The sequence below is a fragment of the Brasilonema octagenarum UFV-OR1 genome (assembly GCF_963888615.1).
GTDB lineage: Bacteria > Cyanobacteriota > Cyanobacteriia > Cyanobacteriales > Nostocaceae > Brasilonema > Brasilonema sennae.
Genome location: NZ_CAWPKW010000226.1, coordinates 1 through 13,750, shown reverse-complemented (window position 1 = coordinate 13,750; position 13,750 = coordinate 1). Strand labels below are relative to the sequence as shown.

The 13,750-nt window shown below is 42.4% G+C and carries 8 protein-coding genes; 4 read left to right on the top strand and 4 right to left on the bottom strand.

The genetic code is table 11. From position 1 onward, the window contains the following. Positions 1 to 84 precede the first annotated feature (84 nt). Entirely contained in the window at positions 85 to 537 is a 453-nt protein-coding gene (locus tag AC5590_RS18235; RefSeq protein WP_169264929.1) for a GNAT family N-acetyltransferase, read from the bottom strand. Between the two features lie 392 nt (positions 538 to 929). Between AC5590_RS18235 and AC5590_RS18230 the strand changes: the two genes are divergently transcribed. The 3 genes from AC5590_RS18230 (at position 930) to AC5590_RS18220 (ending at position 10,057) form a co-directional block, all read left to right on the top strand. Then, positions 930 to 4,418 carry a DUF7379 domain-containing protein gene (locus tag AC5590_RS18230; protein ID WP_169264928.1) on the top strand — a complete coding sequence of 1,163 codons (3,489 nt, stop codon included), beginning with the start codon at positions 930 to 932 and terminating at the stop codon, positions 4,416 to 4,418. A gap of 84 nt (positions 4,419 to 4,502) precedes the next feature. After that, positions 4,503 to 8,819, top strand: coding sequence for an nSTAND1 domain-containing NTPase (locus tag AC5590_RS18225; protein ID WP_169264927.1), 4,317 nt, complete (start codon positions 4,503 to 4,505; stop codon positions 8,817 to 8,819). Between the two features lie 62 nt (positions 8,820 to 8,881). After that, positions 8,882 to 10,057 (top strand): WD40 domain-containing protein, encoded by a 1,176-nt coding sequence (locus AC5590_RS18220; protein WP_169264926.1) that lies wholly within the window; start codon positions 8,882 to 8,884, stop codon positions 10,055 to 10,057. Between the two features lie 189 nt (positions 10,058 to 10,246). Here AC5590_RS18220 and AC5590_RS18215 read toward each other — a convergent pair whose 3' ends face one another. The 3 genes from AC5590_RS18215 to AC5590_RS18205 all read right to left on the bottom strand — a co-directional run bounded on the left by AC5590_RS18215 (position 10,247) and on the right by AC5590_RS18205 (position 11,830). Further along, positions 10,247 to 10,435, bottom strand: coding sequence for a hypothetical protein (locus AC5590_RS18215; RefSeq protein ID WP_169264925.1), 189 nt, complete (start codon positions 10,433 to 10,435; stop codon positions 10,247 to 10,249). 100 nt (positions 10,436 to 10,535) lie between these two features. Next, complete coding sequence (locus tag AC5590_RS18210) at positions 10,536 to 10,913, bottom strand: hypothetical protein (protein WP_169264924.1); 378 nt, start codon at positions 10,911 to 10,913, stop codon at positions 10,536 to 10,538. A 140-nt stretch (positions 10,914 to 11,053) separates the two neighbouring features. Further along, complete coding sequence (locus AC5590_RS18205) at positions 11,054 to 11,830, bottom strand: carbonic anhydrase (protein ID WP_169264923.1); 777 nt, start codon at positions 11,828 to 11,830, stop codon at positions 11,054 to 11,056. Positions 11,831 to 12,201: 371 nt separating this feature from the next. Between AC5590_RS18205 and AC5590_RS18200 the strand changes: the two genes are divergently transcribed. Next, the gene (locus AC5590_RS18200) at positions 12,202 to 13,647 is read left to right on the top strand and encodes a cytochrome ubiquinol oxidase subunit I (RefSeq protein ID WP_169264922.1); all 1,446 of its coding nucleotides are present in this window, start codon (positions 12,202 to 12,204) and stop codon (positions 13,645 to 13,647) included. Positions 13,648 to 13,750: the final 103 nt, after the last annotated feature.

The following is a 13,750-nucleotide window of genomic DNA, read 5'->3' as shown; positions in this document are numbered from 1 at the left end:
TTACCGTAAGTGAGTAAGTTACTGTATGGTGGGTGACACCCATCAGTGACTTAGAGTCTATCAGTTGACTCTATGGCTGCTTGCTTATTCGGGAAACAGCAGGCGCAAAGGAACCATATCAGAAAGCGTGAAACCATGTCGCTGGTAGAAACGAATCGCTGAGGAGTTGAGGCGATCGCTTAGCAAAGTGATACGTGAACAACCAGATGCTTGTGCAAGCGCGATCGCCTCCTTCAAGAGAGTAGATCCAGCACCACCGCCACGCCAGTCTGGATGAACGATCATATCCTCCAGGATAGCAACACGTTTTCCAAGAGCCGTACTGATAGTGAACAGAAGGTTAACCATACCGATGACAGTCGAACCATCGTGGAGAACAAGGATACGTCCGACTTCTGGGTGTTCGATGATTTGGCGTAATCCCTGTGATTGCTTGGCGCTGTCTGGTTGAAAGTCTGCTTCCTGAGTAAACAAAATAGTCAGCAAATCACAAAGCTGCGGGATGTCATCTAATGTTGCTTCTCTAACGTGGGGCATTGTCATTATTTCAAATATAGCAGGGAACACTTCGACTACGCTCAGTGCAGTGCAGGGAACAGTCTTGAAAGTTTTGTGGTGTCAGTATTTTCTCATTAGTTCATGTCCTAATCTACCTGGCAATTGCTATATTTGCATAATTCAAAGGTACTAAGTAAAAGCTGGCGGGAAGTTCATTATAGTGGGCGTCACTTATCAGTGGCTTAGAGCTTACCCGATTCTACAGTGCATAAGTTCTATCAGCGGACAACTATATAAAAATAAAGCAGAAAGTGCCAGAATTTTCATGCGTAACTTGATTTTCAATTCAATCCGCCTGTTGGTAAAGTCAAAAAACACCGTTATCTGAGCTGTTAATTGAGACGTTATAGTTTTAGGAGACAAAAAGAATCATGATTCGTCATTTCTATGCTTTATTAGTTGGTATCGACAATTATCCCAATCCAAATCACTGTTTACAAGGCTGCATTAATGACATTACAGCAATAGAAGAGTATATAAAAGAACGCTTTGATAAGCAAGAATACCAACTCCATTTACAAACGCTCAAAGATGAACAAGCAACCCGTAAGGGAATTATTGATGGCTTCCGTTCGCATTTGAATCAAGCTGGGCAAGATGATATAGTTCTCTTTTATTACAGTGGTCATGGTTCCCAGGAGTTAGCACCAAAAGAATTTTGGCAACTAGAACCAGACCATCTTGATGAGACTTTAGTCTGTTATGACAGTCGTACTGAAGGCGGTTGGGATTTGGCAGATAAAGAATTGGCAGCATTGATTGCAGAAGTAGCACAAAAGAACCCCCATCTGACCATTATTATGGACTGCTGCCACTCTGGTTCTGGCACAAGAGACCCAATGCAACAGACGAAGGAACGTCGTTTGCCTGCAGACAAGCGAGAACGCCCACTTGATAGTTTTATTTTTACGCTGGATGATTTGAATCGACTTTTAGGGACTCGTAAGGTAAAACCTGAAGATAACCCTACAGGCTGGAATATACCCAAAGGTCGTCATGTTCTTTTAGCAGCTTGTCGAGACTACGAAACAGCAAAAGAGTATAAAGGAAATGGTCAACACCGGGGTCGTTTCTCTTATTTTTTAATGGATACATTGTCCAAAGCGAACGGAAAGCTGACTTATCGAGATTTGTTTGGACGCACAAATGCCTTAGTACGCAGTGTGAATGGGGATCAGTCTCCTCAGTTGGAAGTGAATTATCCAGAGGATGACAACAAATTTTTCCTAGATGGAGCGATCGCCGAACTTGAACCTTACTTTATTGTTAAGAATGACAAAAGCTATGGTTGGGTGATTGAAGGCGGTGCTGTCCACGGAGTTCAACCACCACGAGACGGCGAAGCGACGTTACTTGCACTATTTCCCTTTGACGCCAATATCGACAATTTGCGTGATCCGTCAAAGTCTGTTGGTACAGCAAAAGTCACTCAGGTATTACCAACCAAGAGTAAGATAGATATCGAAGATGTGCAAACCCTGACTGCTGATCGCACTTTTAAGGCAGTTGTTACCAGTTTACCGCTACCCCCTTTAGGAGTATATTTTGAGGGAGATGAAGCGGGAGTCACTCAAGCTCGTGACGCACTCAAAATAGCTGGACCTAATAATAACCAACCCTCACCCTATATCCGCGAAGAGCAAGAACTTACCAAAGCCCAGTTTCGCCTGTTGTGTCGCAATGAGCAATATTTGATAGCCAGACCGACAGATGACCGACCTCTTGTAGAGCAAATTGATGGTTATACCCCAGAAAATGCAGAAAAGGCAATTAAACGCCTAGAACATATTGCCCGTTGGACAACAATTGCTCAACTCTCAAATACTGCAGCGACTCAGATTAAAGCTGGTGACGTGAAGATGGAACTCATCTTTAAGGATGATGTATCTCTATCAAAACAGATGCGTTTGCAGTACAAGTATAACGACGCTTATTGGCAACCACCTGAATTTAAACTCAAACTCACCAATAATAGTCAAAATCCACTTTACTTTGCCCTGGTCAATCTTTCAGACGATTTCGCTATTAGTGCCCCATTTTTTGAAGAAGTAGGTAGCGTCAGGCTGAAACCAGGAGAACAAGCTCTGGCTCTAGATGGACAAGACTTGATATTAGAAGTCCCAGACGAGTTATGGAAACAAGGAATTACCGAGTACAAAGACATTATAAAATTGATAGTTAGCAACGAAGAATTTGACGCCAAATTGCTAACTCAGGAGAAACTTGATGCTCCTCGACCACCTGCATCAAGAGATATCGATTCCTCAAATCAAAGTAGCCTTGATCGTTTGATGAATCGCACTCAAAATCGTAATATTCGCAAAAGTGCCGCAGTTAGGTTTGACGATTGGTACGCTGAGGAAATTACAATCACCACAGACCGCCCCTTAGAATCTACCCCAGTTTCTCAGAAACAAGAACAACAATTAGACGCAGGCGTCAAATTACAGCCGCATAAGAGTTTAGTAGCGAATGCTCGCCTCACAACCACACCGCAAGTCAGCCGAGATTTGGGAAATAAAATTGTCCCTCCGATCCTGCGGGAAAACCCAGAAGTGACTCGACCTTTCCAATTTACGAAAAGCCGGGGTACTGACCCTGGATTAAGTGTACTGGAACTGACTGATGTTGCAGACCACAAAGTTGTCACCCCAGATGAACCTTTGAAATTATTAGTTGATGTTCCTCTAGCAGACAATGAATACCTTCTTCCTATCGGCTATGACGGTGAGTTTTATTTGCCCTTAGGTAACGGTACAACGAAAGACGGCAAAACAGAAATTACCCTAGAACAATTACCAGCACCAGTTAGTCAGGGAGAACGCAGCCTGAAAGGAGCTATTCGCATCTTCTTTGAAAAAGTTATCAGCCAGAATTTCGGGCGGAAATTTCAGTATCCCATTTTAGCTGTGGCTCTTGTGGGAGACGACAAAAAAGTAACTTATAAACGGGATGCGGCTGATGTTCAGCAGCGAGTGGCGCAAGCAAAACGGATTGCCCTGTTCATCCACGGCATTATTGGCGATACTGAGAGTTTAGTGAACAACATTAAACAACCGGTATCGCAAGCGGATGGACAAAAGCATTCTATCAGTGAACTTTACGACGTAGTTCTCACCTTTGACTACGAAAACTTGAATACTTCAATTGAGCAAAATGCTCAATTTTTGAAACAGCGACTCATAGATGTGGGTTTGGGAGAAAATCACGGTAAAGAACTGCACATCATCGCTCACTCAATGGGTGGTTTGGTATCTCGTTGGTTTATTGAGCAAAAAGGAGGAAATAAAGTTGTCCAACACCTGTTTATGTTGGGTACACCAAATGCAGGTTCTCCTTGGTCAGTTGTGGAAGATTGGGTAAAACTCACTTTGGGTATCGCGCTTAACGGTCTTTCTACAGTTGCTTGGCCTGCAAAAGTCGTGGCTATGCTGATGGGCGCTTTAGAAAAAAATATTAGGATCGCTTTAGCCGAGATGAACCCTGCTTCTGATGTTATCAAATCTCTCGCCGCAAGTGACGATCCTGGCATTTCCTACTCAATTATCGCTGGCAATACCTCTATCATTCCGGCAGCATTAGAGCAACAATCAGCAAAAAAATCGAATGTACTAGAACGGCTACAAAAAAGTTTATTTAAGAAAGTTGTAGCTTTGCCTTTCTTTGGTGTACCAAATGATGTTGCAGTGACTGTGGATAGTATTACGAGTATTCCATTTGGAGGCAAGGGAAGCCTGCGGCGGGCTTCGCCAACGCCCTTTATTCAAGAAGTCGCTTGCGACCACATGAGTTACTTCGGTACTGAATTCACAGAAGTTGGTTTAGAGGCTTTGGTTGCAGCTCTTAGACAACACAAGTAAACAGCAAAAAGGCAAAAGTAGACATTCTATTGTTTTACTTTTGCCTTTCTCACCTTTGCATTCATAGGCTTAAAAGGTATACTTATGTCAAAAAATAATTTCAACCGTAGTTTCGCTATTATTCTCGGTATTAATAATTATGAAAATGACATCCCAAAGCTGGAAACAGCAGCTCCAGATGCTTTAAAACTAGCTCAAATTATCCAAGATCAACATACACATCTCAAACAGCAATATCAAGCGCAAAATAAGTATCAAGTCCAGTTGCTATTAAATCAACGCGTTACCCTCAAAAAGCTTAGGGAATTAATTGAAAATTTTAAAAAAGGACAGATATTTCTGGACAACAAAAAAGTGACGGTAACTAAAGACGATCGCGTCCTCTTTTACTTTGCTGGACATGGAATAGCTGACAATGCTATGGATAATGAAGATGGACCAGTAGGTTACCTCATCCCTCAAGATGCCACTGATGATAAAAGCACCTACTTGCCGATGCAAGATTTACATGATGCTTTGAACGCACTTCCGTGTCGGCATATGTTAGCAATTCTAGATTGCTGCTTTGCTGGAGCTTTTCGTTGGGGAAGCCTCAAGCGAAACATTGTGCCCAAAGTCACAGTTTATAAAGAACGCTACGATCGCTTTATTAGTGATGCAGCTTGGCAAGTCATTACTTCAGCGGCTGACGATCAAAAAGCTTTGGATTCTTTGGGACAGCGCGGGACAGTTATCGACGGGGATGAGATTCACTCTCCCTTTGCCAAAGCTCTTTTTGATGCTTTACGTGGGGGACCTGATGAAGGTCCCGACTTTAATAAAGATGGTATCATCACCGCAACTGAGCTTTACTCATATTTGCGGGATCAGGTTGAAATTCTTACAGAAAAACACTACAAGCGACAAACCCCTGGTTTTTGTCCGCTCAAAAAACATGATAAAGGCGAATTCATCTTTTTGTTGCCTAATTTTGAGCGAGATAAATTGGCTGATGCACCACCACTTAACGTAGAAAATAATCCCTACCGAGGATTGCAATCTTACGACGAAAAAGATAGTAGCTTATTTTTTGGAAGAGAAAATCTGATCAAACAGCTTTATCAGCATGTGGTTTCTGAACAGCACGCTTTGACAGTGGTATTGGGTGCTTCTGGAACAGGAAAATCTAGTTTAATGAAAGCTGGTTTTTTACCGCGCTTGCGTCATTGTCAGGAGTATCAGTTTCAGATTTTACAACCGATGCGACCAGGGGAAAATCCCTTGCAAGCACTAGCACAAGTGTGTTCACCAATTGCAACTGCAATCACTGCTGAGGAACTGGCAAAAGATGAATACGCTTTAGCAACTATTGTTGAAAACAGGTGTAAGGCTGACCCCAAAACTCAATTATTACTGCCAATTGACCAGTTTGAAGAGTTGATAACTCTGTGTAATAATGACCAAGAACGAGAACAGTTTCAGAAATTAATTAAAAATGCAATTGCCAAATTTTCAAAACATATCGATGTAGTTGTTACCCTGCGACTCGACTTTGAAGCGCAGTTTCAAAATTCTGTTCTCAAAGACTTTTGGAATGATGCTCGGTTTGTTGTACCACCCATGACTCAGGATGAGTTACGAGAAGCAATTGAGAAACCCCCATCAGAAAAAGTGGTGTACTTTGATCCTCCCAGCTTGGTAGATGAACTTATCAATGAAGTCGTACAAATGCCAGGTGCTTTACCTTTGCTTTCTTTCACCCTTAGTGAATTGTACTTGAAGTATTTGGAACAACGAAGAGATAATCGTGCCTTAACAAAGGAAGATTACAAAGAATTGGGAAGAGTCGTTGGTTCTTTGACTAAGCGTGCTAATCAAGAATATGATCGCTTAGTTGCAGAAGATGTTGCTTATCAAAATACAGTGCGTTGGATCATGCTGCGGATGATTTCATTGCAGGGTAGGGAGTTAGCACGGCGACAGGTTCCCAAGTCGGAACTGGTGTATCCTGATAAGGATGAAACTGAGCGAGTAAATACGGTCATCCAACGTTTGTCTGAAACTCGCTTAATCGTTGAAGGTTCTAATTCTCAAGGTGAACCTTATGTAGAACCAGCCCATGATGCTTTGGTGCAGGGTTGGGATAAGATGCTGAAGTGGAAAAAAGATGAGGAAGAAAATTTAATTTTGCAACAGCGGCTAACGCCTGCGGCTAATGATTGGCACAATGAGGAACGACCTGAAAGTTATCTGTGGAATACTAATCCTCGTCTCGATTTGCTACAAGAGGTGATTAAGAATTCACAGGAGAACTGGCTTAATCAACTAGAGATGGAATTTGTCAAAAGCAGTATTGTCAAAAGAGACGAAGAAGATATTAAGGATAAAAAACAGATTATAAGAATACTCTATAGAGCCGCTGAAGCTCTTTTGGCTGCAAATCAAAAGTTGGAAGCACTAGTTGAAGCTGTCAAGGCGGGAAAAGAACTCAAGAAGTTACAACTTAAGTATTCATTTTGGAAAGATGCTGAACTATGCGCTCAAGTGAGACGAACACTACAAAAGACGATGTATGGAGTCAAAGAACGAAATCGTCTCAACATTCCGAATGATTCAGATAAAGTAGTTTTTAGTCCCAATGGTCAGCTGTTAGCTATAGCTCAAGTTGATGGTACAGTTAGTTTATGGGATCGAACCGGTAAACAATTGTCTGGATTTAAACCATTTAATGTAGGAGGGCAGGTTTGGAGTTTCAGCTTTAGCCCTGATAGTCAGCAGCTTATTACTGTTAGTACTGATGAAGTAGTTAAATGGTGGAATTTGAACGGACAACAAGTAGGAAAGGACTTAAAGCAACCTGGAATCATTAACCAGGTGATGCTCGGCTCAAATGGGAGGTTGATGATATTCAGTGATAATAAATTGAGAGATTTAGAAAGTGGAACTCAGTTAGCTGAATTCCCTGACGAAGGAATAGGTTATGACACGTTTAGCCCCGATGGTAAGCTCATAGCAACTGGTACTGCTGGTGATACTATCAGCATATGGAACGTCGATTCCAAAAAGAAAATAGTTGAGATCAAAGATTTTCCCTTCTTCAACTCAAATATTCCTGTCAGCATAAGTTTTAGTCCAGATAGCAAATTTCTCGCTGCTGCTGGATATCAAGACGATACTGTTTATTTATGGGATTTAAAGGGTAATCAGTTAGCTAAATTCAACGCTAACCAAAATGGAATTAAAGATATCAGTTTTAGTCCTGATGGAAAGCAGTTGGCTACTATCGGTATTGATGCTACTCTCAGAATCTGGCAAAACCTAGAAGGAAAACAGTTAGCAGAACTTAGCCTAGATGATGTTAGCGAGATCAGCGTTAGTTCAGATGGTCAGCTACTAGCAGTTAGCGATAGTCAAAGAATTATTCTATGGAACTTGAGAAAGCGACAACAAGTATCACAATTTCCACAACAGTTTACTGATATATCAGAACTTCATTTTAGTGCTGATAACCATTTACTAGCTGTTAGTGAATACAAGGGCACTATTCATTTGCTGGATTTAGAGAATCAGCAACAGTTAGATACATTTAAAGGAAATGACATCGGATACAGTCAGGGTACGTTCACTCAACAAAACTACGGTCTTTTTTTCCAAGGACTCAGTTTAAGTAAAGATGGTAATTTGCTAGCTATTGGTGGCGATAACACTATTACTGTTCGCAGTCGTAATGGAGAGCAATTAGTGACATTTCCTGAAGGTCCTGCCCCGGAAGAAGGGAACATAGTTCCCAATTGGGTGCAAGCTACTGCTTTTGACCCCAGTGGTAATCTACTTGCTAGTTCTACTGTGGGTGGAACGGTTCGCCTATGGAATTGGAAACAACGTAAAGAAATTTTGCCAAATCCAATTGAGGCTAATACAACTCAGACTTTCAGTGTGGTTTTCAGTCCTAAAGGAAATCTAATCGCTACTGCTGGTTTAGATGGCTCAACTAATGGAGTCCGTTTGTGGAATCTCTCAGGCGAGAAATTAGCAGAGTTTAAAGGTCATCTAGGAAAAGTCAATCAAGTTATTTTCAGCCCAGATGGAAGTCTTCTTGCTACTGCTGGTAACGATGGTACTGCTCGTATATGGGATTTATCCGGTCAGCAGCTAGCAGAATTTAAGGGGTTTGATTGGGTTGAAAGCATGGCGTTTAGCCCAGATAGCAAACAATTGGTAACTGTGGGATTTACTTATGGAACCAATGATTCTCCAGGATTGTGGCGGGCAGCACTGTGGCAAATTGAAGACCTGGATGAATTATTGGTGCGAGGGTGCGAATGGGTAGGCGACTATCTGAAGAATCACCCCAACGTTGATGAAAGCGATCGCCATCTGTGTGACGATGTACCATCAACCGCCGCAAATCCCGACAAGTAAGTTGCAGTAAAAGCGATCGCATGAAAATCTTGATAGTCACGGAACTGTATTAAAGTACATTTATGTCAAAACATGATTTTAACCGTAGTTTCGCTATCATTCTCGGTATTAATAATTATGAAAATGGCATCCCAAAGCTAGAAACGGCAGCTCCAGATGCTTTCAAACTAGCTCAAATTATCCAAGATCAACATACACATCTCAAACAGCAATATCAAGCGCAAAATAAGTATCAAGTCCAGTTGCTATTAAATCAACGCGTTACCCTCAAAAAGCTTAGGGAATTAATTGAAAATTTTAAAAAAGGACAGATATTTCTGGACAACAAAAAAGTGACGGTAACTAAAGACGATCGCGTCCTCTTTTACTTTGCTGGACATGGAATCGCTTTGGAAGCTTTAGACAATCAAGAGGGACCCGTGGGTTATCTCGTTCCTCAAAAAGTATTACAAAGAAATCGATGCGAAGAATGTGCGATTACAAGCCTCAGTTTTAACCAAGATGGCAGTCAACTTGTGAGCGTTGCCCAAAACGGTATTACCCATTTATGGAATTTATCTAACAACCAATCTCGGCAATTTCAGATACCTCAAAACAAAATCATCAAAGCAGGTTTCCAACGCAATGGTCAGTTATTGTTCTTTACTACAACTCCAGATGGTAAAACTGTGAGTGTATTTGACTCCTTGTCGCGAAAGTTAGGTCAAACCAAAAAACTGGAAGCAGAGGTTGATGGAGTAGTCCTGAGTCCCAATCTTGAGCAAGCCGTAATTGTCTACGGTTCATCTACAACCACCGTGGCTAGTGAAAGTTCTTTGTGGAATTGGCAAAAAAACGAGTTGCAAAAGTTGCCAGGTCAGAACTTCGAGACTCACTTTAGCCGAGATAGTAACAAGCTTGCTGCTACAGGATTCAATGACGGTACTATACGCTTATGGGACTTGAACACTAAGAATATGAGGGAAATCAAAGCACATAATGGTAATATCAACAGTCTCAATTTTCGCTCAGATGGTAAAGTTTTTGCTACTGCGAGTGCTGATGGTACTCTTCGTCTTTGGACTTTGCAAGAACAACAGCCAGATCAATTGCAAGAACTTGCACAACTTCTACCCAAAGTTAACAGTCTCACATTTAACCGAAATGGCACACTCATAGCAACTCAAGCAGTAGATAGAACTATCCACTTGTTAAATGTGTCTAACAAGCAAGAAAAGCAGTCATCCCGATCTTTGTAAGAATCTATCAGATTTAGCACCAACCGCCGCAAATCCTAACAAGTAAGTTGCACTAAAAGCGATCGCCCTCTGAAACTCCTGATTTTACAAGATCGCAATTGTCAACAATCAATAGGATTTGATTTGACACGCACTTGTATGATCACGAGCTAGTCCTAAGCCGCCAATAACCTCGACAAGACTAGCCATTCATTGGCAGCTATCTCCCACATCATCTATTAATTCATCAACAAGTTTTCTTAGCCGTTCTTGCCAGTCAGGGATGGCTTTGAGCTTTTCCTTGACACCTTTACGCACACAGAATGACACTGGTGACTTGTCAAAAGGTTCCTCATTAAAAGATTTTGCACCAAGTTTATTATTTTTCTGGAATGGCATACTTCAATGTTTTATATGTTACTATCTTCACGCATAACACAAGTATTGAGGTGACGCATCGGGACAAAGAAATGAGCTTTTTATCCAGCAGCATCACTACCTAAGAAATACCAAACCACCCTCCCGTATCACCTCCCGCCCAACACTCTCCCTCACAAACGGAGAAATTTTCGTCTGCCAGTCGCTTAAACTCCTCTACAGCAGTGATATCTTGTTCCTCATAGCCAGCAGGGTGAAAAATTCTGCCAATGTATTTTCCTCGTAAACGAATTTGTCCAATGACATAAATGCCGTCTCCAACGCTGTAAACGCCCTGACTAGGATTGCGGGAGTAAATTGCAATATAACCTCCATCATTGCGTTGATAGCGATTGACCGTTGGTAAAATGCGCTCTTGGTAGCCCGGTACGGGATGATTGATCACACTCCCCTCACCTACATATACTCTGAAATCTTCACAAAGGATCCAGTTTTCCATACAGTTTTCACAATCAATGTTGTTTTTTATCCTAGTCTAGTAAAGCACCGCAAACCTAGTAGACGGAAGCGATCGCCTCCAACGCTGCACTCTTTTGTTATCACCAGCCTTTTAAAAATTGCCGATCGTTTCTAGGGCTTTCAACTTGAACGCAACACAAAGCGATTGTTTAGGGGTTGCACAGGTCTGGCATCAATGGATATTAAGTCAGCAAATCGTTGGACTTGATTTTGTGAGATTTCAATAGGCTGCTGCATCACAATCCAGTTCACTCCTTGGGAGCAGGGTGGCGTCGTCAGAGAGCCAAAGTAGCGGTAAACCTTTCGGTCTTTTGGTAAAAATTGCTCTGCATTTACCTTCACTGTCTTCACTAGTTGCTCCGGTTCGTTGCGATTTGGGAATGCGTCCCAGATCGGTTGCAAGGCAGCATTGTGTTGTCCCTGCTTCAATAACACTCCAATCACAGCTAATGCACCAGCCTCATTGCGATGCACTAGATGCAGTTCCATGTCAAATGGTTTTTTATCAATGGTGTGTTCACTGGGGTCATGGAAGTGAAATTGCACCAGATTATAGGTCTGATCGTCCAGCTTAATTGAGCTTCCTGGTTCATAGTTCACTTGGATGGTATGACCGTTATTGACGATTCGTAGAGGAGTTTGCTTATAATCAATTTCAATCGGTGACAGTCCCGCTGCGACCGCTCCCTGCAAATCAATTGGCGATTGCTGGATTCCCGTTTTGCACAGTTGAAATTCGGGAGACAGGTTGCCCCAATTCTGGGAACCGCTTTCTCCGATATAGCCCCAGTTAACTTCCTTTCCAACAGCCGCAGACGCCAACGATGGGAAACTGGCACCGAACGAAATTTCCAACGCCCCAAATCCAAAGAGTTTAAGTAAGGTTCGTCTATCCATTATTGTTAACCTAAAGTTCTAAACAGCATTTTTTAACTAATAAGCGTGAATGAGTGCAACACAACCGTTTTGACTGCTCGGACTGTTCACCAAACACAACCGTTAATTCAAATCTTACTTTATTTAACTGCAACTACTGAATCAACTTCACTGTCCCTCTAATTAGCGATACGCCGACTTCCAGAGGCGAGCTAGCGCTGCTGCTTTGCTACAGATTGCCAGCCTTCAAAGAAAATATCGCGCTGATGCACAAATCAATGACACCTTGTCAAACATTAAAATTTTCTCAAAAAACGCACTGTAAAGGATTGTTGCAATACCATTACATTGGAATCTATCTATAGATTTTGGCTGATTATAGGGGGTAGCTTGTGGAATTTTTGTTGGATTCAGTTGTGCTATCACGTATGCAGTTTGCCCTAACTGCATTATTCCATATGCTCTGGCCTGTCCTAACCACAGGTATGGGAATTTATCTGGTTATTGTTGAGGGGGTGTGGCTGAAAACTCGTAATCCTGACTACTACTACCATGCCCGTTTTTGGTCTAAGTTTTACGTCCTGAATTTTGGGATTGGTGTCGCAACGGGCATCCCAATGGAGTTTCAATTTGGCACCAATTGGTCACGGTTTTCGGAAGCAGCTGGTAACTTTTTTGGCAGTGTGATTGGGTTTGAAGCTTCTTGGGCATTTATGCTAGAAGCTGCTTTCTTGGGTATTATGCTGTTTGGTTGGGAACGCGTCAATCCTATCATTCACTACGTTTCTACCATCCTGGTTGCAGTTGGCGCAAACTTATCAACTCTGTGGATTTTAACTGCAAACTCTTGGATGCAAACCCCAGCTGGTGGGGAACTTGTTAATGGTAAGTTTATTGTTCATGATTATTTTGCGGCGATCGCCAACCCGTTCATGAAAAACAGTGTCCTCCATATGTTCTTTGCCACATTGGAGACTTCTTTGTTTGTCATTGGTGGAATTAGCGCTTGGTATATTCTCAATCGTCGTCACGAAGCTTTCTTTTCCAAGTCTTTGAAGATAGCATTGGCTGCGGCGATCGCCGTTGCACCATTGCAGATTTACATCGGGCATTTGAGTGGTGAACAAGTCTATCACTACCAACCTTCAAAACTTGCTGCAATGGAAGCGCAGTGGGAAACGACACCTGCTGGACAATCTGCAGATTGGAGTTTGCTCGCTATACCCAACGACAAAGCACAGAAAAATGACTGGGAAATTACCGTTCCCAATGCCCTTGGATATATTCTGGAATTTAAGCAAAAACTCACATACCCAGTACGCGGATTGAGTGAGTGGAAACCAGAAGACCGTCCTCACATGATTGGTCTAATTTACTACGCTTTCCGCATCATGATTGGGATTGGGTTTTTCTTCGCCGGATTAATGCTATTGAGTGTCTTACAGTGGTTACGTGGTAAACTCTCTGCTGAGAATATTACTCAACAGCGTTGGCTGATGCGTGCGTGGGTTTTTGCGGCTCCTTTAGGATACATAGCCGTAGACTCCGGCTGGATTGTGCGTTGTGTGGGACGACAGCCGTGGATTGTTTACGGGCAGATTCGCACGGTTGATGGGGCATCCAATATACCTGCTAGCAATGTCTTAGCCTCACTCACTGGCTTTACTGTTGTCTACAGCATTTTGTTTGTTGCGGTTTTGTACTTTGGTAGCCGCATTATTCGCAGAGGTCCAAATTTAGAACTTCCTCTGCCAGGTCTAGAACCCGATGAACCCGCTGTGGACACCACTCCAGCAGAGTTTGTGCCAGATGATCGTCCTGTTGAAGCAGAACAGTAAAAAAATTCAAAATTCGTCTTGGAAAGTTTGCTACGGAGGGAAACCAACGCCCTTCGGGTATCTCCTGCGGAGACGCTACGCGTAAGTCCCAAAGGGACACGCT

Excerpts from the sequence above, each read along its gene's own strand:
- AC5590_RS18235 (WP_169264929.1), bottom strand. The coding sequence starts at position 537 with ATGCCCCACGTTAGAGAAGCAACATTAGATGACATCCCGCAGCTTTGT.
- AC5590_RS18210 (WP_169264924.1), bottom strand. The coding sequence starts at position 10,913 with ATGGAAAACTGGATCCTTTGTGAAGATTTCAGAGTATATGTAGGTGAG.
- AC5590_RS18225 (WP_169264927.1), top strand. The coding sequence starts at position 4,503 with ATGTCAAAAAATAATTTCAACCGTAGTTTCGCTATTATTCTCGGTATT.
- AC5590_RS18230 (WP_169264928.1), top strand. The coding sequence starts at position 930 with ATGATTCGTCATTTCTATGCTTTATTAGTTGGTATCGACAATTATCCC.
- AC5590_RS18205 (WP_169264923.1), bottom strand. The coding sequence starts at position 11,830 with ATGGATAGACGAACCTTACTTAAACTCTTTGGATTTGGGGCGTTGGAA.
- AC5590_RS18215 (WP_169264925.1), bottom strand. The coding sequence starts at position 10,435 with ATGCCATTCCAGAAAAATAATAAACTTGGTGCAAAATCTTTTAATGAG.
- AC5590_RS18220 (WP_169264926.1), top strand. The coding sequence starts at position 8,882 with ATGTCAAAACATGATTTTAACCGTAGTTTCGCTATCATTCTCGGTATT.